The following is a 24,735-nucleotide window of genomic DNA, read 5'->3' as shown; positions in this document are numbered from 1 at the left end:
AACCACTCGTTCCGGGGGCCTTCGTCCGCGTCTGTCGGCCATGCTCCGTAGACTGGCGGCGTGAGCGAGCTCCCCCCAGACAGCAGCGACCGGCCCGACCCCCTCGACCCCTTCGAGGAGATCGTCGAGGCGGAGACGGACCGCGACCCGGACCTCGCGGTGATCGAGGCAGGCAGCCGTACCCTGCGCACCCAGGGCGGGCCGCCGCAGCCCGACGTGCCGGCCCGGCCCGAGGACCCCGAGGTCGACCGGGCCCTGCGCGAGGTCGAGACGGAGCTCGCGACCCGCTGGGGCGAGACCAAGCTGGAGCCCTCCGTCTCCCGGATCTCCGCGCTGATGGACGTCCTGGGTGACCCGCAGCGGGCGTACCCGTCGATCCACATCACGGGGACGAACGGCAAGACCTCCACCGCCCGCATGATCGAGGCGCTGCTCGGCGCCTTCGAGCTGCGCACCGGCCGCTACACCTCGCCGCACGTGCAGTCGATCACCGAACGCATCAGCATGGACGGCGGCCCGATCCCCGCCGAGCGGTTCGTGGAGACGTACCAGGACATCAAGCCGTACGTCGAGATGGTCGACGCCCGGCAGGAGTACCGGCTGTCCTTCTTCGAGGTGCTGACCGGCATGGCGTACGCGGCCTTCGCGGACGCGCCGGTGGACGTCGCCGTGGTCGAGGTGGGCATGGGCGGCAGCTGGGACGCCACCAACGTCATCGACGGGGACGTCGCGGTGGTCACCCCGATCTCCCTGGACCACACCGACCGGCTCGGTGCGACGCCCGGCGAGATCGCCGCCGAGAAGGCCGGCATCGTCAAGCAGGGAGCCACGGTCATCCTGGCGCAGCAGCCGGTCGACGCGGCGCAGGTGCTGCTGAAGAAGGCCGTGGAGGTGGACGCCACCGTGGCCCGGGAGGGCCTGGAGTTCGGCGTGGTGGCCCGGCAGGTCGCCGTCGGCGGGCAGTTGCTCACGCTGCGCGGGCTGGGCGGCGAGTACCACGAGGTGTATCTGCCCCTGCACGGCGCCCACCAGGCGCACAACGCGGCCGTCGCGCTCGCCGCCGTCGAGGCGTTCTTCGGCGTCGGTTCGCAGCGCGCGGAGACGCTGGATCCGGACACCGTCCGCAAGGCCTTCGCGGCCGTCACCTCGCCCGGACGGCTCGAGGTCGTACGGCAGTCGCCCACGGTCGTCCTGGACGCGGCGCACAACCCGGCGGGCGCGCAGGTCACCGCCGAGGCGATCGGCGAGGCGTTCGACTTCAGCCGGCTGATCGGTGTGGTCGGGGCCAGCGGCGACAAGGACGTGCGCGGGCTGCTCGAGGCGTTCGAGCCGGTCTTCGCGGAGATCGTCGTCACCCGCAACTCCACCCCTCGCTCGATGGACGTGGACGAACTCGCCGCGATCGCCGTCGAGGTGTTCGGCGACGAGCGGGTCCAGGTCGAACCGCGGCTGCCCGACGCCCTGGAGGCCGCGATCACGCTGGCCGAGGAGGAGGGCGAGTTCTCCGGCGGCGGGGTGCTGGTCACCGGTTCCGTCATCACGGTCGGCGAGGCCCGGCTGCTGCTCCTGGGAAGGGACTGACTTCTCCCGTGCGTACGCTCTGTTCCTCGACCCTGATCGGCGAGGTCTTCGTCATCGGCTTCGCCGGTCTGGTCGCGATGAAGGATCCCGACCTGTCGATGTCGACCGTGTGGACGGTCAGCGGCATCGCGATGTTCCTGTGCGTGGCGCTGTGCGGCATGGTGACCCGGCCGGGCGGGGTCGTCCTGGGCTGGGCGCTCCAGATCGCGCTGATCGCCTCCGGTTTCGCCGTACCGACGATGTTCTTCCTCGGGGTGCTGTTCGCGGCGCTGTGGTGGGCCTCGGTGCACTACGGGCGGAAGATCGACGAGGCGAAGGCGAGATTCGCTGCGCAGGCGGAGCCGTCCGCGGCTGACGCTGTGTGACGGTCGCCCGAACACGCCCTGTAACCTCGTCCCACCGCACACCCGGCAGCAAGAAGGAGTCCTCCCGTGACCCAGCGCACCCTCGTCCTGCTCAAGCCCGACGCCGTCCGTCGCGGCCTGACCGGCGAGATCATCAGCCGTATCGAGCGCAAGGCCGGCTGGCAGATCACCGCGCTGGAGCTGCGCACCCTGGACCAGGAGACCCTGGAGCTGCACTACGGGGAGCACAAGGGCAAGCCCTTCTACGAGCCGCTGGTCGAGTTCATGGCGTCCGGTCCGACCGTGGCCCTGATCGTCGAGGGTGAGCGGGTCATCGAGGGCGTGCGGGCGCTGGCCGGTCCGACCGACCCGATCGCCGCGGCCCCCGGCTCCATCCGTGGTGACTTCGGTGTCATCGTCCGGGAGAACCTGATCCACGCCTCGGACTCCGAGGAGTCCGCCGAACGCGAGGTGAAGATCTTCTTCCCGGGCCGTGCCTGAGAATAAATTTTCGGACTATTTTTTGAGGGGCCGTCAGGTCTCCCAGCCCGCCTGACCTGGGACGGCCGTGCATTTTCGGCCGTCCTTCGGCATATGCGTGCCGATCGGGGGAACGTGTGCCTCCGATGGACCGTCTCCGGGGGCGAGGCGGGCCCGCATCTGATGACAATGGCGAAGACCCTCGCGCAGTGTTCGTGCAGGCGCGTCTACGATGTAAGCCTTCACGTCACAGCACCCACCTCGCCGACCTGAAAAGCCCTCAAAAGCCAGCAGGAAGGCCAGTCGAATCCTGATGGGGAACTCAATGTCGTTCATCGGCCGTGACATGGCTGTCGACCTCGGGACCGCCAACACGCTGGTGTACGTCAGGGGTCGCGGGATCGTACTCAACGAGCCGTCCGTCGTCGCGATCAACACCAACACCGGTGGCATCCTCGCGGTCGGCGCCGAAGCGAAGAAGATGATCGGGCGCACACCTGGCAACATCGTTGCCGTCCGTCCACTGAAGGACGGCGTGATCGCCGACTTCGAGATCACCGAGCGGATGCTCCGCTACTTCATCCTGAAGATCCACAAGCGGCGGTATCTGGCTCGTCCGCGGGTCGTCGTCTGTGTGCCCTCGGGCATCACAGGGGTCGAGCGCCGCGCCGTCATCGAGGCGTCGACCCAGGCCGGCGCCCGTCAGGTGCACATCATCGAGGAGCCCATGGCGGCGGCCATCGGTTCCGGCCTGCCGGTCCACGAGGCCACGGGCAACATGGTGGTGGACATCGGCGGCGGTACCACGGAGGTCGCGGTCATCTCGCTCGGCGGCATCGTCACCGCCCAGTCCATCCGTGTCGCGGGTGACGAGCTGGACAACGCGATCATCCAGTACATCAAGAAGGAGTACTCCCTCCTTCTGGGTGAGCGCACGGCCGAACAGATCAAGATCACGATCGGTTCGGCGTACGATCTCGACGCTGACGAGCACACCGAAATCCGCGGCCGGGACCTGGTGTCCGGGCTGCCGAAGACCGTCGTCATCTCGGCGGCCGAGGTCCGCAAGGCGATCGAGGAGCCGGTCAACGCGATCGTCGACGCGGTCAAGACCACCCTCGACAAGTGCCCGCCGGAGCTCTCCGGCGACATCATGGACCGGGGCATCGTGCTGACCGGCGGTGGCGCCCTGCTGCGCGGTCTGGACGAGCGGCTGCGCCGCGAGACCGGTATGCCGATCCACATCGCCGAGGACCCGCTGGACAGCGTGGCGCTCGGTTCCGGCAAGTGCGTCGAGGAGTTCGAGGCCCTCCAGCAGGTCCTGGACGCCGCGCCGCGCAGATGACGTGACGCTTCGATCCCGCCGTACGAGACGAACCGTCCTCGTACGGCGGGTCGTTGACACAGAGACATAAGCTCCCCCGAACGAGCCTCTCCCGGAACCTCGGAGGGTTCCTCGGGGTTCCCTGGTTTTCCCATTTCTGCCCGTATTCCTATGAGGAAGGCACGGCCGCCGCACGTGAGGGACACACGAGAGAGCCGGCTGCTCCTGGTGCTGCTGATCGCCATCGCGTTCGCACTGATCACGGTGGACATCCGCGGTGGGGAGGACTCCCCGGTCGAGGGCGCCCGACACGCCGCGGCCACGGTCTTCGGCCCGATCGAGAACGGCGTGTCGTCGGTGGTCGACCCGGTCGGCAACGCGGTCTCCGCCGTCCGCGACTCCGACGAGCGCCACGACCGGCTCGCCCTCCTGGAGAAGGAGAACGCGGCGCTCAAGGCGAAGCTCGGCAGCGACGACCGCAACACCAGCCGCCTCAGGCAGCTCGACAACATGCTGAAGATGGCGGGCACCGGCCAGTACGGCATCAAGGGCGCCGAGGTCATCGCGATAGGAGCGGCCCAGGGCTTCTCCTGGACCGTCACCATCGACGTCGGCGCCAAGGACGGCATCCAGCGCGACATGACCGTCCTGAACGGCGACGGCCTGGTCGGCCGGGTCACCACCGTCGGGCCGGACACCGCGACCGTCCTGCTCGCCAACGACCCCGACTTCACCGTCGGCACCCGCATGGAGGCCGGCGACGAGCTCGGCTTCGCCTCCGGGCAGGGCGACCGCCCGCTGCGCGTGGAACTCCTCAACGGCAAGGCCGAGGTGAAGAAGGGCGACCGCCTGGTCACCTTCGGCTCGCAGGCCGACAAGCCCTTCGTCCCGGGCGTCCCGGTCGGCGTGGTCTCCCGCGTCGACCCCTCCGGCGGCGATCTCACCCGCACCCTCTACGTCACGCCGTACGTCAGCTTCACCAAGCTCGACATCGTCGGCGTCGTCGTCCAGGCCCCGGCCAAGGACCCGCGCGACACGGTGCTTCCGAAGAAGCCCAAGCCCGTGCCCACGCCGACGGTGACCATCACCATCACCCCGTCCGCCGACGCGCCCGCCGACGGCCAGTCCGAGCAGCAGTAGGAGCTGAATCCCCATGCGCGTCAACCGGATCCTGCTCTCCACGGCGCTGGTCGTCGTCGCCCTGGTGCTCCAGGTGAGCGTGCTCGCCCGGCTCCACCTCCCGGGCGCCGTCCCCGATCTGCTGCTGCTCACCGTGCTGGGCCTGGCCATCGTGTACGGCCATGTGGGCGGAGCCCTGGTGGGCTTCGGCGCCGGCCTGCTCGCCGACCTCGCCCCGCCGGCCGACCACGCCGCCGGGCGCTACGCCCTGGTGCTGTGCGTCATCGGCTACCTCGCCGGGCTCATCAGACCGGAGAACGGCCGGCTGAAGTCGGCCACCGGCCCGATGGCCGTGGTGGTCGCCGCCGCGATCGGCTCCACACTGCTGTACGCCCTCGTCGGCGCCCTCGTCGGCGACACCGCCGCCCGCCATGTCGGCCTCGGCAGCCTGCTGTTCAGCGCCGCCCTCTACGACCTGCTGCTCGCCCCGTTCGTCGTCCCCGGCATCATGTGGCTGGCCCGGCGGGCCGAGAACGATCCGCTGGCCGAGGCGAACTCGCCCACGAAGGGCACCGACATCTCCTCCGGCTGGCTGTCCTCGGGCACCGGCCTGCGCATCGGCGGCCAGCGCAACGGGCTGCGCGTGAAGGCGGCCAAGGCCCGCACCGCGCGCGCCGGCCGCATCAAGGGGGTCAAGCGACTGTGACCGGACGGCAGTTGGCCGCAGGGCCGCACAGGTCCGTCGTATATGACTCAGGCACACACTGAGAGGGGGAGCCGACCACCGTGACCAACATTCCCGAGACCGGACGGACCCCACGCGTCCAGATCCGGCTCGTCGTGATCCAGATCCTCGTCCTCTCCCTGCTCGGCACCCTCGGCGGCCGCCTGTGGTACCTGCAGATCCGGGAGGGCGACGCGTACGCCAAGGAGGCCTCCGGCAACCACGTCCAGCAGGTCGTCCAGCCCGCCGTGCGCGGCTCGATCCTGGACGCGCGCGGAGTGGCCCTGGCCGACAACGAGACCCGGCTCGTGGTCTCCGCCTCCCGGACCGACCTGCTGAAGCAGAGGGACGACGGCAAGGCCGTCCTCACCAAGCTCGCGGGAGTCCTCGGCATGGACCCCACCGAGGTCATGCAGAAGGTCCGGCTGTGCGACGCCAAGACGCCCCAGCCGTGCTGGAACGGCTCGCCCTACCAGCCGATCCCCATCACCGACGAGGCCACCCCCAAGCAGGCCCTCCAGATCCGCGAGCGCGCCGAGGACTTCCCCGGCATCACGGCCGAGCCGGAGGCGATGCGCCGCTACGCGGCACCCGGCAAGTCCAACGCCGCCCAGGTCCTCGGCTACCTCTCGCCCGTCACCGACGACGAGATCACCGAGGCCCAGGACACCGACTCGCCCTACCTGCGCTCCGACCAGGTCGGCCGCAGCGGCCTGGAGCGCCAGTACGACAAGGAACTGCGCGGCAAGGCCGGCGTCACCCGCTACGAGGTCGACAACCTGGGCCGGGTCATCGGCCAGGCCGAGGCCGACCCCGCCGAGTCCGGCTCCAACCTCGTCACCAGCATCGACTCCCGCGTCCAGCGGGTCGCCGAGTACGAGCTGAACCAGGCGATGAAGACCGCCCGCCAGCAGTTCGACAAGATCACCGGCGAGAACTACAAGGCCGACTCCGGCGCGGTCGTGGTGATGGAGGCCAAGACCGGGCGCATCGTCGCCATGGCGTCCGCCCCGACCTACGACCCGAACGTCTGGGTCGGCGGGATCTCCGCCAAGGACTACAAGAAGCTCACCGGCAAGAACTCCGACTACCCGCTGCTCAACCGCGCCATCCAGGGTCAGTCCGCGCCCGGTTCGACGTTCAAGGTCGTCTCCACCGCCGCCGCCGTGCAGGCGGGGTACGAGTGGGACGGCGGCTACCCCTGCACCAGCTCCTACTCCGTCGGCGGCCAGGTCTTCAAGAACTTCGAGGGCGAGAGCTTCGGCCCGATCTCGCTCGGCCGCGCCCTGGAGGTCTCCTGCGACACCGTCTTCTACGGCCTCGCGGACCGGGAGTGGAAGAAGGACGGCGGCATCAACCCCAAGAAGGGCCAGCCCAAGGACTGGTTCTTCAAGACCGCCCACCAGTTCGGCCTCGGCAAGGAGACCGGCGTCGACCTGCCCAACGAGGTCACCGGCCGCGTCCCGGACCGCCAGTGGAAGCTGAACTACTGGAAGGCCAACAAGGACGCCTGGTGCAAGTCCGGCAAGAAGGACGGCTCGTACGTCGAGAAGATCGAGTACGAGAACTGCCTCGAGGGCAACAAGATGCGCGAGGGTGACGAGATCAACTACTCCATCGGTCAGGGCGACACCCTCGTCACCCCGATCCAGGAGGCCGTCATCTACTCGGCGGTGTCCAACGGCGGCACGATGTACACGCCGACCATCGGCAAGGCGATCATCAGCGCCGACGGCAAGACCGTCCAGGAGATCAAGCCGAAGAAGCAGGGGAAGCTGCCGGTCGGCAAGGCGACCATCAAGGGCATGAACGAGGCCTTCGCGGGCGTCATCACCCGCGGTACCGCCGCCTGGAAGTTCGGCGGCTGGCCGCAGGACAAGATCGCCCTGCACGGCAAGACCGGTACCGCCGAGGTCTACGGCAAGCAGACCACCTCCTGGCTGGCGACGTACAGCAAGGACTACACGATCATCATGACGATCTCCCAGGCCGGTACCGGTTCCGGTGCCTCCGGTGAGGCCGTCCGCAACATCTACAGCGCCCTGTACGGCGTCCAGGCCGACGGCGCGATCGACAAGAAGAAGGCGCTGCTGTACACCCCGCAGAAGGGCCTGCCCCAGGTCCGCACGGACGGCACGATCGCCAGCCCCAAGATCTCCCGCGACCCGGCCGAGGACCTGCACGCCGAGCCGACGGAGTCGCCCTCCCCGGACGACTCGCAGCCCGCGGCGACCACGGCCTCGCCCACCACGGGCAACCGTGACACCCGCAGGCGGTCGCGCCGCAGGGGGAGCCGGAGGACGCTCGCATGACCGGGAACAGCTTCTCCGTCTCCGGCTACGGGCCCGAACGGGCCGGCTGGACCCGGGTCTTCGCCCGTGACTCGCTGGCGCGCAGGCTCGACTGGCCGATCCTGCTGGCGGGCCTGGCCCTGTCGTTCCTCGGCTCGCTGCTCGTCTACTCCGCGACCCGCAACCGCACCGAGATCAACCAGGGCGACCCGTACTACTTCCTGCTCCGGCACCTGATGAACACCGGCATCGGGTTCGCCCTGATGATCGGCACGGTCTGGCTCGGCCACCGCACCCTGCGCACGGCCGTGCCGCTGCTGTACGGCGCCTCGGTCTTCGGGATCCTCCTGGTGCTCACCCCGCTGGGCTCGACGGTCAACGGCGCGCACTCGTGGATCGTGCTCGGCGGCGGCTTCTCGCTCCAGCCCTCGGAGTTCGTGAAGATCACGATCATCCTGGGCATGGCGATGCTGCTGGCGACCCGGGTCGACGCGGGCGACCGGCAGCACCCCGACCACCGCACCGTCCTGCAGGCCCTGGGACTGGCCTCGGTCCCGATGCTGATCGTGCTCCTCATGCCCGACCTCGGCTCGGTCATGGTCATGGTCATCATCGTGCTGGGCGTGCTGCTCGCCTCCGGCGCCTCCAACCGCTGGGTGTTCGGCCTGATCGGCGCGGGCGCGCTCGGCGCGGTCGCCGTCTGGCAGCTGCACATCCTGGACGAGTACCAGATCAACCGCTTCGCGGCCTTCGCCAACCCCGAGCTCGACCCCGCGGGCGTCGGCTACAACACCAACCAGGCCCGTATCGCGATCGGCTCCGGCGGCCTGACCGGCGCCGGCCTCTTCCACGGCTCGCAGACCACCGGCCAGTTCGTGCCCGAACAGCAGACGGACTTCGTCTTCACGGTCGCCGGCGAGGAACTGGGCTTCGTCGGCGCGGGCCTGATCATCGTCCTGCTCGGCGTGGTCCTGTGGCGCGCCTGCCGGATCGCCCGCGAGACGACCGAGCTGTACGGCACCGTCGTCGCCGCCGGGATCGTCGCCTGGTTCGCCTTCCAGTCCTTCGAGAACATCGGCATGACCCTCGGCATCATGCCGGTCACCGGTCTGCCGCTGCCGTTCGTGTCGTACGGAGGCACGTCGATGTTCGCGGTCTGGGTGGCCATAGGGCTGCTCCAGTCGATCAGGGTGCAGCGGCCCATGTCGGCCTGACGGGCCGCACCACCGCTGACGGCGGGGGCGGAGCGAGCGCGCCCGCCCCCGCCGTCGCCGCGTCCCGGCCCCCGCCTCGGCTCCCGCCCCCGTTCCGTTTCACCTCGTGGCCGAACGGATTCCTCCGCCTATTCACCTTCGACGCCCTCTGCCGCCCGGCCCCGACTGGCACTAGATTCGGTTCATGGCGGACACGAAGCGTGAGATCGAGCGGAAGTACGAGTCCGACGACAGCGGCCTGCCCGACCTGACCGGCGTCGCCGGCGTCGCGGCCGTACTCGACAAGGGCGTCGCGCACCTGGACGCGACCTACTACGACACGGCGGACCTGCGACTGGCCGCCGCCTCGATCACCCTGCGCCGCCGCACCGGCGGTTCCGACGCCGGCTGGCACCTGAAGTTCCCCGTGGCCCCCGGCGTCCGGGACGAGATCCGGGCCCCGCTCGCCGACACCGTGCCGCCCGTCCTCGCCGCCCTCGTCCGCTCCCGCGTCCGCGACACCGAACTGCTGCCCGTGGTGCGCCTGCGCTCCGAACGCGATGTCCGCGACCTCGTCGACGCGGACGGCCGGCTGCTCGCCGAGGCCGGCGTGGACGCCGTACGCGCCGACCGGCTCCTCGGGGGCGGCGGCAGCGCCCAGTGGACCGAGATCGAGGTGGAGCTCGCGGACGGCGGCGACCCGGCCTTCCTCGACACGGTGGAGAAGCGCCTGCGCAGGGCGGGCGTACGGCCGTCGAAGTCGACGTCGAAGCTGGCCCGGGCCCTGGCGGAGACGGCCCCACGGGCCGCGACGGGCAAGAACGGCAAGAACGGCAAGGGCGCCAAGGGCGGCCCGGCCGCGATGCCGCGGTCCGGGCGCGGGAACCCGCCCGACGCGCCCGTGACGGCCGGCGACCACGTCCTCGCCTACGTCACCGCCCAGCGCGACGCGGTCGTCGCCCTCGACCCGGCCGTCCGCCAGGACGCCTTCGACTCCGTGCACCGGATGCGCGTCGCCACCCGACGGCTGCGCAGCGCCTTCCGCTCCTACGGCAACATCCTCGACCGCGCGGTCACCGACCCCATCGGCGAGGAACTGAAGTGGCTCGCCGGCGAGTTGGGCGTGGACCGCGACCGCGAGGTGCTCACCGACCACCTGACGGCCGCCCTCGACGGTCTGCCCCGCACCCTGCTCTCCGGTCCGGTCCGCACCAGGCTGCGCACCTGGGCGCGCGCCCGGCGCGGCGGATCGCGCCGCCGGCTCATCGGCGTACTGGACTCCAAGCGGTATCTGGCACTGCTCGACACCCTGGACGCGCTGGTCGCCGCTCCGCCGCTGCGCAAGGCGGCCGCCGCCGAGCCCGGTCCGACGCTCGCCAAGGCCGTACGGAAGGACTTTGGCAGGGTCGACGCCCTGGTCGAGGCGGCGCTCGGGCTGGCGCCCGGCCAGGAGCGGGACCTCGCCCTGCACGAGGCGCGCAAGAAGGCCAAGCGGACCCGGTACGCCGCCGAGACGGCCGTACCCGCCCTCGGCGGCCCGGCGTCCGTCCTGGTCAAGTCGATGAAGGCGCTCCAGACCGGGCTCGGCGACCACCAGGACAGCGTCATGGCCCGCCAGACCCTGCGCGAGCTGTCCGCCGTGGCGCACGCGGCGGGTGAGAGCTCTTTCACCTACGGCGTGCTCTACGGGCGCGAGGAGCGGCGGGCGGCGGACGTGGAGCGGGAGTTGCCGGGGGCCTGGAAGGGGATCAAGGAGGGTGCGGCCGTCTGAGCGTACGGGGGACCTCCCGGTCCGCGTTAGGCTTGATGGCCACCCTCCCCCAGCCTCCGGCCGGGGGTAGCCCCAGCCAGCTCACGAAGGTTCGCGAGATGCCTACCGAAACCGCCGCGGCTGCCGAGTCTGTGTTCCCGCAGCTCGAAGCTCTGCTCCCGCACGTGCAGAAGCCGATCCAGTACGTCGGCGGAGAGCTCAACTCCACGGTCAAGCCGTGGGAGTCGTGCGACGTCCACTGGGCGTTGATGTACCCGGACGCCTACGAGGTCGGACTGCCCAACCAGGGCGTCATGATCCTCTACGAGGTGCTCAACGAACAGGACGGCGTCCTCGCCGAGCGCACGTACAGCGTGTGGCCGGACCTGGAGGCGCTGATGCGCGAGCACCGGGTCCCGCAGTTCACGGTGGACAGCCACCGCCCGGTGAAGGCGTTCGACGTGTTCGGCCTGTCCTTCTCCACGGAGCTGGGCTACACGAACATGCTCACCGCCCTGGACCTCGCGGGCATCCCGCTGGAGTCCAAGGACCGTACGCTCGACGACCCGATCGTGCTGGCGGGCGGCCACGCGGCCTTCAACCCGGAACCGATCGCGGACTTCATCGACGCGGCGGTCATCGGCGACGGCGAGCAGGCCGTGCTCGACATGACGAGGATCATCCGCGAGTGGAAGGCGGAGGGCCGCCCCGGCGGCCGCGAGGAGGTCCTCCTCCGCCTGGCGAAGACCGGCTCGGTGTACATCCCGGCGTTCTACGACGTCGAGTACCTCCCCGACGGCCGGATCGCCCGCGTGGTCCCCAACCGGTCCGGCGTCCCGTGGCGCGTGTCGAAGCACACGGTGATGGACCTGGACGAGTGGCCCTACCCCAAGCAGCCGCTGGTCCCGCTCGCCGAGACCGTGCACGAGCGGATGTCGGTGGAGATCTTCCGCGGCTGCACCCGCGGCTGCCGCTTCTGCCAGGCGGGCATGATCACCCGCCCGGTGCGCGAGCGCTCCATCACGGGCATCGGCGAGATGGTCGAGAAGGGCCTGAAGGCGACCGGCTTCGAGGAGGTCGGCCTGCTCTCCCTGTCCTCCGCGGACCACTCGGAGATCGGTGACATCGCCAAGGGCCTGGCGGACCGCTACGAGGAAGACAAGATCGGCCTCTCCCTGCCCTCCACCCGGGTGGACGCCTTCAACGTCGACCTGGCGAACGAGCTGACCCGCAACGGCCGCCGTTCCGGCCTGACGTTCGCGCCGGAGGGCGGCAGCGAGCGCATGCGCAAGGTCATCAACAAGATGGTCTCGGAGGAGGACCTGATCCGCACGGTCTCCACCGCGTACGGCAACGGCTGGCGTCAGGTGAAGCTGTACTTCATGTGCGGCCTGCCCACGGAGACCGACGAGGACGTCCTCCAGATCGCCGACATGGCGATGAACGTGATCGCCGAGGGCCGCAAGGCCTCCGGCCAGAACGACATCCGCTGCACGGTCTCGATCGGCGGCTTCGTCCCCAAGCCCCACACCCCCTTCCAGTGGGCGCCGCAGCTCTCCGCCGACGAGACGGACGCCCGTCTCACCAAGCTGCGCGACAAGATCCGCGGCGACAAGAAGTACGGCCGCTCGATCGGCTTCCGCTACCACGACGGCAAGCCCGGCATCGTCGAGGGCCTGCTCTCCCGCGGCGACCGCCGCATCGGCGCGGTCATCCGCGCGGTCTACGAGGACGGCGGCCGCTTCGACGGCTGGCGCGAGCACTTCTCCTACGACCGCTGGATGCGCTGCGCGGACAAGACGCTGCCCGCCTTCGGCGTCGACGTCGACTGGTACACCACGCGGGAGAAGACCTACGAGGAGGTCCTGCCCTGGGACCACCTGGACTCGGGCCTGGACAAGGACTGGCTCTGGGAGGACTGGCAGGACGCCCTCGACGAGACGGAGGTCGAGGACTGCCGCTGGACCCCGTGCTTCGACTGCGGCGTGTGCCCCGCGATGGACACGAGCATCCAGATCGGCCCCACGGGCAAGAAGCTGCTGCCGCTGACGGTGAAGCAGCCTACGGGGAGTGCGACGCACAGTCACTGAGTGTGGCAAGGGGTGCCCGAAGGGTCGGCTGATCCTTCGGGCACCCCTTTATGTCATCGGTCAGCGCTTCGCGCGGCGGTTGTTGTTGTTGCCCGGTTCGGGCGAGTTCAGGGGGTTCCAGGGGCCGGGGCAGGTCAGGATTGCCGCGGTGTCGTTGGTGTTGCTCTCGGTGCAGATGGTCTCGAAGACCAGACCGGCGGTCGTGATGACGTCGATCTTGATGCCCGCCAGGTCCTGCATTCCCTGGCTGTGTTCATTGATGGAGGCCGCACAGACGACGCCCGTCTCCGGGCTGTTCGGATAGCCGTCCAGGCCGCTGAGGTCGGTCCACCGCAGGGTGTGGTCGAAGTTGGGGCGGACGTCCCGGATGCCCGCGAAGGTGTTGGTGCCGTTGATCGCGACACGAACTTCGTAGACCTGATTGTCCTGGAAGCCGTCGATCTCGGAGCACGGGCCGGTGCCGCCGGTGGCACCCGTGGCACCCGTGGCGCCGGTGGCGCCCGTGGGCCCGGTGGCTCCGGTGGCGCCCGTTCCGGTGGCGCCCGTGGGGCCGGTGGGGCCCGTGGCGCCGGTGGCTCCGGTGGCGCCTTCGCCTGCGGTACCGGTGGCGCCCGTGGCACCTGTGGCGCCGGTGGCTCCGGTGACGCCCGTTCCGGTGGCGCCCGTGGCACCCGTCGCGCCGGTGGCGCCCGTGGCGCCGGTGGCGCCGGTCGCGCCCTTGTCACCATGGGCGCCGGTGGGGCCCGTGGGTCCGGTGGGACCGGTGGCGCCAGTGTGGCCGGGACGTCCGGGCTTGCCCATCTCGCCCTTGGGACCCCTCGGGCCCCGGTCGCCCTTCTCGCCCTTGGGACCCCTCGGCCCTCGGTCGCCCTTCTCGCCCTTGGGACCCTTCGGGCCGCGGGGGCCGGTGGGACCCGTCGGTCCCTTGCAGCCGCCGTTGCCGCCCATGGCCTCGTCCTCGGCCGCGTACTCGTCCGGCAGCGACCTGTGGTCGGACTTGCACTTGTCGCCGCCGAGGCCGACCGACGTCCTCGAGGAAGCGGTGACGTTGTTGGCCGCCGCTACCGACGGGCCGGCCACGCTGGCCGCCATGACGAGGGTGAGGGAGGCGAGCATGCCCGCCTTTTTGAATCGCATCCGGGCCACGGGCCCGAAACGCGAGGGGGTCCTGTGTTCAGGACTCATCAGTGCGCTCCTTGTGTCAACCGGTTCGGGTGATCCACCGAACTCGGGTGCGAGCTTGACTGCGTACTGACGGCTTGAGGCGCACTGTCGGACGAGACGCGCTTATTTACGTTGGATCGGACTAATCCATGCATTCGGATGGGGCACTGTTTACCCGCGGTCACTCGTCCGGCCTGGAACGCGGCCGTTCGGGGAGCGTTGCGGGCGGCCTCCGCGTGGAGCGACGGCGGTGTGCGGCGGCTGTGTCACGTTGACGTCCACAGGGAGGCGGGGGCGGACGGACCCGCACGGAGACGGACAGGTGAAGCCGTGAAGCAGCAGACGCTCTGCCTTTGCATGATCGTCAAGAACGAGGCCCGGGTGATCGAGCGGTGCCTGGGCTCCGTACGACATCTGATCGACACCTGGGTGATCTCCGACACCGGCTCCACGGACGGCACCCAGGAACTGATCCGCAAGGTGCTGGACGGCATCCCCGGCGAACTCCGCGAGGAGCCCTGGGTCGACTTCGGGCACAACCGGACCGCGAACATCCAGCACGCCCGCGGCCGGGCCGACTACATCCTCACCCTCGACGCCGACCACGTGATGCGCCAGGACGCCCCGCTGCCCCGGCTGACGGCGGGCTCGTACATGCTGCGCTACGACACCCCCGGCACCCAGCACCGGTTCAAGCACCTCATGCGGGGCGACTGGGCCTGGCGCTACGAGGGGGTCACCCACGAGTACCCGTGCACCGACGAGCCCGACCGGCAGGAGAACCTCGACGCGCTGGTGATCGAGGACCACGCCGACGGCGGCTGCCGCAGCGACAAGTTCGACCGCGACGCCCGGCTGCTGCGGGCCGAGCTCGCGCGCGACCCCGACAACCCGCGCACCGTCTTCTACCTGGCCAACACCGAACGGGACCGCGGGCAGAGCGAGGAGGCGATCGCCCTGTACGAGCGGCGGGCCGCGATGGGGGGCTGGGCGGAGGAGGTCTACTGCTCGCTCCTGGAGGCCGGCCAGCTCCGGGCGGAGCGCACCGACGACTGGCCGGGCGCGATGGACACCTTCTCCCGCGCCTGGGAGTCCCGCCCCCAACGTCTCGAAGCGTGCTACGAGTTGGCGTCACGGCTGCGTCTGAAGGGCCGTTACCGCACCGCCCACGCCCTGCTGTCCCAGGTCGTCGGCCGGCCGGAGCCGGACGACCTGCTCTTCACCAGGTCCTGGGTGTACCGCTGGGGCCTGCTCTTCGAGTTCTCCATCACGGCCTACTGGGTGGGCGAGTACGCCGACGCCGTCCGGGCGTGCGACCGGCTGCTCGCGATGCCGGACCTGCCCCGGGCCATCCGCGACCAGACGGAGATCAACCGGGGTTTCTCCGCCGCGCACGTCGTCGCCGTACCCGCGCCCGCCTCCGCGCGCGGACCGAAGGCCGCGCGCGCCGGGAAGTCCGCCCGGCGCAGGTGATACGCGGGGAGCCGCCCCGGTCCGTCCGGGCCGGTCCGACATGCAGGGCCGTGCGACGGCATCCGTACGGGCCTCTCGTGCGTCTGTACACGCATGGAGCTGGAGAAACCGTCCGCGCGCGGGGTGCCGCAGCGGCAGCAGGACCCCGAGGGCTGCCTCGTGGTCGCGATCCGCATCCCGGTGCGGATCGTCGTGCTCGTGCTGGTCCTGCCGGTGCGGATGGCGTGGGACGCGCTCGTCGTGGGCGGGCGGTTCCTCCGTCGTACCGTCCTGCGGCCGCTCGGCCAGGCGCTGCTGTGGGTGGGCCGGGTGCTGTTCGTGTGGCCGGCGGTGGGGCTGTGGCGGTACGTCGTCGTACCCGTCGCCGCCGGGCTCGCCCGGGCCGGGAGCCTGCTCGCCGCCGGGCTCGCCCGGCTCGGGAACCTGCTCGCCCGGCTCGGCAGGACGTTCGTCGTCGGGCCTGCCCTGTGGTGCCACCGGTACCTGCTGACGCCGATGGGCCGTGCGCTCGTCGGGCTGCTGCGGGGGACGGTCGCGGCGGCGGCCTGGGTGTACGCGAAGGCGCTGACCCCGGTCGGACGTGCGGGACTGTGGGTGCTGCGGGGGGCCGGGCTCGTGCTGGCCGCCCTCGCGGCCGGGGTGGGCGCGGGCGCGGCGTGGCTCCTGCGGTACCTGGTCGTCGTGCCCGCGGTGTGGACGTACACGTGGATCCTCGCCCCGGTGGGGCGGATGATCGCCCGGCTGGCGGGCGCGGTCGTCGCCGGGACGGGGTTCTGCCTGTACTGGATCGCCCGGGTGCTGTTCGTGCTGCCCGTCCTCGCCCTGTGGCGATGGGTGCTCCGCCCGGTCGGCCGGTTCCTCGCCGTCGTCGCCCGCGAGGTCGGGGACGCCCTCGGGCACGCCTGGCGGATCGCCGGACGCCTCTCCCTCGCCGTCGGCCGGCTGCTCGGCACCCTCTTCCGGTGGATCTTCGTGGAGCCGGTCCGCCGGGCGTACCGGTCGGTGCTGACCCCGGTCGGGCACTTCCTCCGGGACGCCGTGCTGCGGCCCGCCGCCGCGGCCGCGCGCGAGGTCGGCCGCGCCGTCCGGCAGACGTACGCCGCCGTCCGCGAACCGGTGCGCCAGGCGCTGGCCGCCGCCCGTGACTCGGTGCGGCAGACCCGCGCCGACGTCCGGCGGGCGCTCTTCGGCGAGCCCCGGCGGCCGGAAGCGGTGGCCCGGCGGGAACCCCCGGGCCGCGAGACACGTACTCTTGGTAGCAGTACGACGGCTCTCACGAAGGACTGAACGACACTGGGCAAGCGACAGCCCGAAGGCCCGCCGCCCGCACCCGCGGTGCAGCGCATCCGACTGCGCTACACCAAGCGCGGCCGCCTCCGGTTCACCAGCCACCGTGACTTCCAGCGCGCCTTCGAGCGTGCGCTGCGCCGTGCCGAGGTGCCGATGGCGTACTCGGCCGGTTTCACGCCGCATCCGAAGGTGTCGTATGCCAATGCCGCACCCACCGGCACCGGCAGTGAGGCGGAGTACCTGGAGATCGCGCTCGCCGCGACCCGCGATCCGCAGACGCTGCGCGCCCTCCTCGACGAGTCGCTGCCCGACGGGCTCGACATCGTCGACGCGGTCGAGGCGCGTACGTCGGGACTCGCCGACCGGCTGACGGCTTCCGTGTGGGAGCTGCTGCTCGACGGCGTGGAACCGGCGGACGCGCAGCGTGCGGTCGAGGCCTTCAACGCGGCCGGGACCGTCGAGGTCCAGCGCATGGCCAAGAACGGCATGCGCACCTTCGACGCCCGTCCGGCGGTCGCGAGCCTGGAGAGCGTGGAAACGCACGATGCACAGGCCGATAGGCCTACCGACCGGCCCTGTGCGATACTGCGCCTGGTTGTTCGGCACGTGACGCCTGCCGTTCGACCCGACGACGTCCTGTCCGGTCTCCGCGCCGTGGCCGACCTGGCGCCGCCGGTCCCCGCAGCGGTGACCAGGCTGGCGCAGGGGCTGCTCGATGAAGAGACCGGCACGGTGACCGACCCGCTCGCGCCCGACCGCGAGGCAGCAGCGACCGAGCCCCCCACGGCCGGCGCCTCTGCCGCCGCGAAGGCGCCGCTGTAGGGAAGGTCCCGCGAAGGGACGGACGTCGTAGCGCCGCCCTCGTACTCGGGAGCCACCTGGGTCGGGCAGCGCACCGACCACAAGACTTTCGCCAGGCCGTACGCATTCGGCGTACGGAACCGGCGAGACAGGACACAGAGAGTTCCCGTGCGGCGCCCGCGCCCCGGACGGCGGCCCTTGCGCACTGCGCGAGCCGCGGACGTCAACGGCGATCGACATGGTCGACGCCGGACCAGGCGCGGCGCCCGGGAGCCTTGACGGGAGAAACGCCCGCATGCTCGAACCGACCGAATCGACGGAGTCCGTGAAGGATTCCGCATCCGACACCCCCAGCGACACCCTGCCGCCGCGCCGCCGGCGCCGTGCGGCTTCCCGCCCGGCCGGTCCGCCGACCGCGGCGGCCGAGGCGGCCGAGGCCGCCACGCCGGTCGTACCGGCCGTCGAGACCGTGGAAGAAGCCGCAGAATCCGTGGCCGAGGAGGCCAAGGACGACGAGAACGCCGAGGTGGTCGTCGTGACGGCGGAGTCCGGGAGCGCAGAGACCGAGACCGCGGAGAACGCGCCCGAGGCCGCGCCCGCCGCCCGCCCCCGCCGTCGTGCGACGCGCCGTGCGTCCGCGCCCGCCGGAGCTCCGGCCGCGGCCGAGGCCGCCGAGACCGTCGTACCCGCCGCGGCCGAGCCGGCCGTCGAGACCGCCGCGGCCGAGGCCGTGGAGACCGCCGCGCCGGCCGAGGAGCCCGCGCCGCGCCGCGCCCGCCGCCGGGCCACGCGCAGCGTGACCGCGCCCGCCGGTTCCGCGCCGGCCGAGGAGATCGTGCAGCCGGCCGCGCCGGTGACCGCCGCTGCCGTCGAGGCCGAGACCGAGGCGCAGCCCGAGCCCGTCGGCCGTACCCGCCGGCGTGCCACCCGCCGGGTCTCCGCGCCCGCCGAGGCGCCGGCCGCCGTCGAGCCGGCCGAGGCCGCTCCCGCCGCCGAGACCACCGCCCCGGCCGCCGAGGCCGCGGAGAGTGCCGAGCCGGAGGCGTCCGCCGCCGACGAGGCCGCTCCGCGCCGGGCCCGCCGGCGCGCCACCCGCCGGGTGACCACTCCCGCCGAGAGCGCCGGGACGGCTGCCGAGGCCCCGGCCGAGGCCGCCGCGCAGGCGCCCGCCGCCGAGGCTCCCGCCGCGCAGGCGCCGGCCGAGGAGGACGCCGGTCCGCGCCGTTCGCGCCGCCGTGTCGTGCGCCAGGCCGCGATCGGGTTCTCCGAGCCCGCGAGGCCCAAGGCCGCCGAGTCCGACGCCCCGCGCCGGCCCGCCCGGCCCGCGGTCGCCGTGTTCCAGGCGCCCGTCTTCACCGAGCCGCGGTTCCAGACGCCCGAGCGGGCCGCCGCCCAGGCCGCCGCCGAGGCCGCCGAGGAGATCGCGCAGGCCGAGGAGGCCGAGGAGACCGCCGCGACGACGCAGGCCGCGGAGCCGGCCGAGGCCGCCGCGCCCGCCGAGGAGCAGACCGGTCCGCGCCGCCGTCGCCGCCGCCGGGGCGCCGCCCCCGAGGAGCCCGAGGCCGCCCCGGCCACCGGCGTCACCGCCCGCGACGACGGCGGCGAGGCCGACGAGACCGAGGAGACCGACGAGGTCGAGGCCGAGGAGGGCGAGGAGGGCGACGAGACCGAGGAGACCGGCTCGCGCCGTCGCCGCCGGCGCGGCGGACGCCGCCGTCGCCGTGGCGAGTCCGGGGACGCCGACACCGACGAGCTCGCCGCCGAACAGGCCGAGCAGGACGCCGAGGACACCGCCGAACAGGCCGAGGAGGACGCCGAGGAGGAGTCCGAGGACGCCCACGACGAGGAGGCCGGCGGCTCCAGCTCCACCAGCCGTCGCCGCCGTCGCCGTCGTCGTCGCGCCGGTGACGCCTCGGCCGAGGCCGAGTCCGGCGAGAGCGACCCCGAGCGCACGGTCGTCAAGGTCCGCGAGCCCCGCAAGCCCGCCGAGCCGTCCGACGAGGTGCAGTCCATCAAGGGCTCGACCCGCCTGGAGGCCAAGAAGCAGCGCCGCCGGGAGGGCCGCGAGCAGGGCCGCCGACGCGTGCCGATCATCACCGAGGCCGAGTTCCTGGCCCGCCGTGAGGCCGTCGAGCGCGTGATGGTCGTCCGCCAGAGCGGTGAGCGCACCCAGATCGGCGTCCTCGAGGACAACGTGCTCGTCGAGCACTACGTCAACAAGGAGCAGGCCACCTCGTACGTCGGCAACGTCTACCTGGGCAAGGTCCAGAACGTGCTGCCGTCGATGGAGGCCGCCTTCATCGACATCGGCAAGGGCCGCAACGCGGTCCTGTACGCCGGTGAGGTCAACTTCGAGGCGCTCGGCATGGCCAACGGGCCGCGCCGCATCGAGGCCGCCCTGAAGTCCGGCCAGTCGGTCCTCGTCCAGGTGACGAAGGACCCGATCGGCCACAAGGGCGCCCGCCTCACCAGCCAGGTCTCCCTCCCGGGCCGCTACCTCGTGTACGTCCCCGAGGGCTCGATGACCGGTATCAGCCGCAAGCTGCCCGACACCGAGCGGGCCCGGCTGAAGACCATCCTCAAGAAGATCGTCCCCGAGGACGCGGGCGTCATCGTGCGCACCGCCGCCGAGGGCGCGAGCGAGGACGAGCTGCGCCGTGACGTCGAGCGGCTCCAGGCGCAGTGGGAGGAGATCCAGAAGAAGGCGAAGAGCGGCAACGCCCCGACCCTGCTGTACGGCGAGCCGGACATGACCGTCCGCGTCGTGCGCGACATCTTCAACGAGGACTTCTCCAAGGTCGTCGTCAGCGGCGACGACGCCTGGGGCACCATCCACGGCTATGTCTCGCACGTCGCGCCCGACCTGGCCGGACGGCTGTCGCGGTGGACCTCCGAGGTCGACGTCTTCGCCACCTACCGGATCGACGAGCAGCTCGCCAAGGCGCTGGACCGCAAGGTCTGGCTGCCCAGCGGCGGTTCGCTGGTGATCGACCGGACCGAGGCGATGGTCGTCGTCGACGTCAACACCGGCAAGTTCACCGGTCAGGGCGGCAACCTCGAGGAGACCGTCACCAGGAACAACCTGGAGGCGGCCGAGGAGATCGTGCGCCAGCTGCGGCTGCGCGACCTGGGCGGCATCATCGTCATCGACTTCATCGACATGGTCCTGGAGTCCAACCGCGATCTCGTCCTGCGGCGCCTGCTGGAGTGCCTGGGCCGGGACCGTACGAAGCACCAGGTGGCCGAGGTGACCTCGCTGGGCCTCGTGCAGATGACCCGCAAGCGGGTCGGCCAGGGCCTGCTGGAGTCCTTCTCCGAGACCTGCGTCCACTGCAACGGGCGCGGTGTCATCGTCCACATGGAGCAGCCGACCTCCGCCGGGGGCGGCGGCAAGCGCCGCAAGCGCGGGCGTGGCGGTGACGGCCAGATCCCCGAGCACGAGCACGAGACGGTCGCCTTCGACACCGTCGAGCAGGAGGCCGAGCAGGAGGCCGAGGCGGAGGTCGTCGCCGAGGTCGCCGAGCCGATCGCGCTGCCCGCGCCCGACTTCGCGCCCGACGAGGAGCTGTACAGCAGCATCGCCGAGGCGGAGGCCGCGGCAGGCCGCGGCCGTTCCCGGCGCCGGACGAGCCGGCGGGCCTCTTCCCCGGCCGGTGCGCCGCGCGGCCGCAACGGGCGGGGCGAGGAGCCGAAGGCCGAGGAGGCCGAGGCCGAGTTCGCGGCCGTGGCCGAGTCGCCGGTGGTGCCGGAGCCGGCCGCCGTCGCGCAGGCCGAGCCGGTCGCGGTCGAGGACCCGGTCGTCGAGTCCCCCGCCGCGGAGGCCCCGGCCGTCGAGGAGGCCGCGCCCCAGGGGCGTACGCGCCGTCGCGCCACCCGCAAGGTGTCCGCGCCGGCCGGTTCGCCCGCCGGGGCGGAGGCCGCCGTGGTGACGGTCGCCGAGGCCGCCCCGCAGGAGGCTCCCGCGGAGCAGCCGGCCGCGCAGGCCGAGCCCGAGCCGCAGGCGCCCGCCGAGAGCGCCGCTCCGGCCCGTCCGCGGCGTCGTGCGGTGCGCAAGGCCACCGCCGCGACGGCGTCCGAGGAGGCGGCCGTGACGGTCGTCGCGTCGGGCCCGGCGGACGAGACGCTCGTCGCCGAGGTCCCGGCCGCCGAAGAGGCCGCCGCGGAGGCCGCCATGGAGGCCGCCGTGGAGGCGGGCGCGGAGGCCGAGCCGGAGGAGGAGGCCGCGCAGGCGGCTCCGGCCAAGAAGGCGGCCGCCCGCAAGACGGCGAAGAAGGCCACGGCGAAGAAGGCCGCGACCAAGAAGACGACGGCCAAGAAGACGGTCGCCAAGAAGGCCACGGCGAAGAAGGCCACGGCCGCGAAGACGACGGCGAAGAAGACCGCCGCCAAGAAGACGACGGTGGCGGCCGAGCAGTCCTCGCCGTCCGTCTCGGCGACGACGGAGGACTGATCCCGCAGCGCATCACGGGAGCGCGGGACGCCGAGGCCTCGGTGTCCCGCGCTCCTTTGCCGTTCGATTTGTCGTTGGTTGCATTCGGGGGCCGTTTTGGTAACGCTGGGTGAATCTTGTGATGGATAGCACCTCAACCAGGGGTTTCCCTGTAGTAACTCTGAGGAAAAGATTTGCAGCTCTGCTGGTAACGTGACGGTGGACTCGGCAACTGGTGACATGTGGGCCGTAGACCACGCGAGGTACCCGGGATCAGGGCCTCGTGGAAGACGTTCGCCGCAGCAAGGACAGAGGTGGACGGACTTTCCAGGGATGCGGACGCGCAACGCTCGACACCGTCCCTTCCCGACCCGTGCACGACGTGGTGCGCCCTAGAGGTCACTGATGAAGGAAGGGGAGTCGATGAACGACGCCCATGAGTTGATACCCGCCGCCCGGCCCGTCATCGGCGAGGCGGAGATCGAGGCCGCCGTACGCGTGCTGCGCAGCGGCCGCGTCGTGCAGGGCCCCGAGGTCGCCGCCTTCGAGGCGGAGTTCTCCGAGGTGGTGAGCAACCGTCACTGCGTCGCGGTCAACTCCGGCACCTCCGCGCTGCACCTGACGCTGCTCGCCCTCGGCCTCGGCCCCGGCGACGAGGTCATCGTCCCGTCGTTCTCCTTCGCGGCCTCCGCCAACGCGGTGCGGCTCGTCGGCGCCGACGTGGTCTTCGCCGACATCGAGGCCGACAGCTTCTGCCTGGACCCGGCCGCGGTCGAGGCGGCCATCACGCCGCGCACCGCCGCGATCATGCCGGTGCACCTCTACGGCCACCCCGCCGCCATGGACAAGATCATGGCCATCGCCGAGCGGCACGGCCTCGCCGTGGTCGAGGACGCCTGCCAGGCGCACGCGGCCGCCCTGAACGGAACGCCGGTCGGCGCCTTCGGCAACGCGGGCACGTTCAGCTTCTACCCGACCAAGAACATGCACAGCCTCGAAGGCGGCATGATCAGCACCGCCGACGCGGACGTCGCCCGCACCCTGCGCCTGCTGCGCAACCAGGGCATGGAGCAGCGCTACGCCAACGAGATCGTCGGCGCCAACGTGCGCATGACGGACGTCTCCGCCGCCATCGGCCGGGTGCAGCTCACCCAGCTGCACGGCTGGACCGAGCAGCGCATCGCCAACGCCGCGTACCTCACCGAGCACATCAGCGCGCCGAACGTGGTGACGCCGACCGTCGCCGAGGGCGCCCGCCACATCTTCCACCAGTACACCGTGCGGGTCCGGGGCGACCGCGACGCCGCCATGGCGCGCCTGACCGAGGCCGGCATCGGCAACGCCGTGTACTACCCGACGCCGATCCACCGGCTGAAGCCGTACTGGGAGCCCGACCAGAAGGCCGGCCGCACCTGGGACCTGCCCGAGACGGAGCGCGCGGCCGCCGAGGTCGTCTCGCTGCCCGTCCACCCGGGTCTGTCCGCGGACCACCTGGAGCGCATCGTGTCCGCCGTCAACGCGCTGGGGGAGCAGCTGTGAGCGCCACGCGCACCCTGCGGGCCGGACTGGTCGGCCTCGGCTCCATGGGCCGCCACCACGCCCGCGTCCTGGCCGGTCTGGAGGGCGTCGACTTCGTCGGCGTCGTCGACCCGATGGGCGACAAGTTCGGTGCCGCCCAGGGCGCTCCGGTCCTCGACACCGTCGAGCAGCTCATCGCCATGGGCGTCGACTACGCCGTCGTGGCCTGCCCCACCGGCCTGCACGAGACGGTCGGCATGCAGCTCGCCGAGGCCGGCGTCTGCGCGCTGATCGAGAAGCCCGTCGCCGACACCGTGGAGGGCGCGCGCCGTCTCGTCGAGGCGTTCGAGTCGCGCGGTCTGGTGGCCGGCGTCGGCCACATCGAGCGGTGCAACCCGGCGCTGCGCTCGCTGCGCGCCCGGCTGGAGGCCGGCGAGCTCGGCGACGTCTACCAGGTCGTCACGCGCCGCCAGGGCCCCTTCCCGCACCGCATCGCGGACGTCGGCGTGGTCAAGGACCTCGCCACCCACGACATCGACCTCACCGGCTGGGTGACCGGTCGCGAGTACGTCTCCATCGCCGCGCACACCGTCTCCAAGAGCGGTCGCGCGCACGAGGACATGGTCTCCGCGGTGGGCCGCCTGGACGACGGCACGATGGTCAACCACCTGGTCAACTGGCTGAGCCCGCTCAAGGAGCGCTTCACCTCGGTCACCGGCGAGCGCGGCTGCTTCATCGCCGACACCCTCACCGCCGACCTGACGTTCCACTCCAACGCCGCGATGGCGACGGAGTGGGAGGCCCTGCAGGCCTTCCGCGGCGTCTCCGAGGGCGACATGATCCGCTACGCCATCCCGAAGCGCGAGCCGCTCCTCGTCGAGCACGAACTCTTCCGCGACGCGGTGCTCGGCAAGCCCGCCGACATCTGTACCCTGCGCCAGGGCACGCGGACGGTGGAGATCGCGGCGGCGGTGCTCGAGTCGGCCCTGGACAACCGCAGCATCTCGCTCCTGTCGGAGGACCTGGCCGTCCATGGCAGCTGAGCACGACACGCCGGCGGACCCCCGCCGGCGGGGCACCGCGCCCGAGAGCTCCACCGTTTCGCGAGTCCTTCCTTCCAGCGCGCAGCCGCCCGTCGGCTGATGGAGACCAGGAGCCGGAAAA

General features: G+C 71.7%; 17 protein-coding genes. 16 read left to right on the top strand and 1 reads right to left on the bottom strand.

The genetic code is table 11. The features are described 5' to 3' along the window. Nucleotides 1-60: 60 nt before the first annotated feature. From folC to ACZ60B_RS11065, 10 genes are all read left to right on the top strand, one after another. Nucleotides 61-1,581, top strand: coding sequence for a bifunctional tetrahydrofolate synthase/dihydrofolate synthase (gene folC, locus ACZ60B_RS11110; protein WP_469385713.1), 1,521 nt, complete (start codon nt 61-63; stop codon nt 1,579-1,581). An 8-nt stretch (nt 1,582-1,589) separates the two neighbouring features. Next, the gene (locus ACZ60B_RS11105; RefSeq protein ID WP_469385712.1) at nt 1,590-1,946 is read left to right on the top strand and encodes a DUF4233 domain-containing protein; all 357 of its coding nucleotides are present in this window, start codon (nt 1,590-1,592) and stop codon (nt 1,944-1,946) included. 66 nt (nt 1,947-2,012) lie between these two features. Beyond that, nucleotides 2,013-2,426, top strand: coding sequence for a nucleoside-diphosphate kinase (gene ndk / locus ACZ60B_RS11100; RefSeq protein ID WP_469385711.1), 414 nt, complete (start codon nt 2,013-2,015; stop codon nt 2,424-2,426). Nucleotides 2,427-2,730: 304 nt separating this feature from the next. Then, nucleotides 2,731-3,750 carry a rod shape-determining protein gene (locus ACZ60B_RS11095; RefSeq protein WP_152894040.1) on the top strand — a complete coding sequence of 340 codons (1,020 nt, stop codon included), beginning with the start codon at nt 2,731-2,733 and terminating at the stop codon, nt 3,748-3,750. Between the two features lie 174 nt (nt 3,751-3,924). Beyond that, nucleotides 3,925-4,869: a rod shape-determining protein MreC gene (gene mreC, locus ACZ60B_RS11090; RefSeq protein ID WP_469385710.1), complete on the top strand. Its 945-nt coding sequence runs from the start codon at nt 3,925-3,927 to the stop codon at nt 4,867-4,869. A gap of 13 nt (nt 4,870-4,882) precedes the next feature. Next, nucleotides 4,883-5,554 carry a rod shape-determining protein MreD gene (gene mreD, locus ACZ60B_RS11085; protein WP_469385709.1) on the top strand — a complete coding sequence of 224 codons (672 nt, stop codon included), beginning with the start codon at nt 4,883-4,885 and terminating at the stop codon, nt 5,552-5,554. Nucleotides 5,555-5,634: 80 nt separating this feature from the next. After that, the gene (mrdA, locus tag ACZ60B_RS11080; RefSeq protein WP_469385708.1) at nt 5,635-7,884 is read left to right on the top strand and encodes a penicillin-binding protein 2; all 2,250 of its coding nucleotides are present in this window, start codon (nt 5,635-5,637) and stop codon (nt 7,882-7,884) included. Continuing rightward, complete coding sequence (gene rodA / locus ACZ60B_RS11075) at nt 7,881-9,077, top strand: rod shape-determining protein RodA (protein WP_469385707.1); 1,197 nt, start codon at nt 7,881-7,883, stop codon at nt 9,075-9,077. The genes mrdA and rodA overlap by 4 nt, the downstream gene beginning before the upstream one ends. Before the next feature lie 184 nt (nt 9,078-9,261). Then, nucleotides 9,262-10,827, top strand: coding sequence for a CYTH and CHAD domain-containing protein (locus ACZ60B_RS11070; protein ID WP_469385706.1), 1,566 nt, complete (start codon nt 9,262-9,264; stop codon nt 10,825-10,827). A gap of 98 nt (nt 10,828-10,925) precedes the next feature. After that, a complete protein-coding gene (locus ACZ60B_RS11065) occupies nt 10,926-12,896 on the top strand; it encodes a TIGR03960 family B12-binding radical SAM protein (protein ID WP_469385705.1) in 1,971 nt (656 codons plus the stop codon). 60 nt (nt 12,897-12,956) lie between these two features. On the opposite strand, the gene ACZ60B_RS11060 is transcribed toward ACZ60B_RS11065, so the two are convergent. Further along, a complete protein-coding gene (locus ACZ60B_RS11060) occupies nt 12,957-14,081 on the bottom strand; it encodes a hypothetical protein (protein WP_469385704.1) in 1,125 nt (374 codons plus the stop codon). A gap of 309 nt (nt 14,082-14,390) precedes the next feature. On the opposite strand from ACZ60B_RS11060, the gene ACZ60B_RS11055 reads away from it, so the two are divergent. From ACZ60B_RS11055 to ACZ60B_RS11030, 6 genes are all read left to right on the top strand, one after another. Then, entirely contained in the window at nt 14,391-15,533 is a 1,143-nt protein-coding gene (locus tag ACZ60B_RS11055; RefSeq protein WP_469385703.1) for a glycosyltransferase, read from the top strand. Nucleotides 15,534-15,626: 93 nt separating this feature from the next. Next, nucleotides 15,627-16,820, top strand: a complete 1,194-nt coding sequence (locus ACZ60B_RS11050; protein WP_469385702.1) for a hypothetical protein — start codon at nt 15,627-15,629, stop codon at nt 16,818-16,820. A gap of 48 nt (nt 16,821-16,868) precedes the next feature. Then, on the top strand, nt 16,869-17,645 hold the full coding sequence (locus ACZ60B_RS11045) for a TIGR03936 family radical SAM-associated protein (RefSeq protein ID WP_469385701.1): 777 nt from the start codon (nt 16,869-16,871) through the stop codon (nt 17,643-17,645). Nucleotides 17,646-17,919: 274 nt separating this feature from the next. Next, the gene (locus ACZ60B_RS11040; RefSeq protein ID WP_469385700.1) at nt 17,920-22,074 is read left to right on the top strand and encodes an Rne/Rng family ribonuclease; all 4,155 of its coding nucleotides are present in this window, start codon (nt 17,920-17,922) and stop codon (nt 22,072-22,074) included. Between the two features lie 402 nt (nt 22,075-22,476). Continuing rightward, nucleotides 22,477-23,592 (top strand): DegT/DnrJ/EryC1/StrS family aminotransferase, encoded by a 1,116-nt coding sequence (locus ACZ60B_RS11035; protein ID WP_469385699.1) that lies wholly within the window; start codon nt 22,477-22,479, stop codon nt 23,590-23,592. Nucleotides 23,593-23,636: 44 nt separating this feature from the next. Beyond that, complete coding sequence (locus tag ACZ60B_RS11030; RefSeq protein WP_469385760.1) at nt 23,637-24,614, top strand: Gfo/Idh/MocA family protein; 978 nt, start codon at nt 23,637-23,639, stop codon at nt 24,612-24,614. The last annotated feature ends 121 nt before the right edge of the window (nt 24,615-24,735 follow it).

This window comes from Streptomyces sp. NPDC104096, assembly GCF_055584385.1.
The sequence above is the reverse complement of the archived record's forward strand: the minus strand, read 5'-3'. Positions and strand labels throughout refer to the sequence as shown.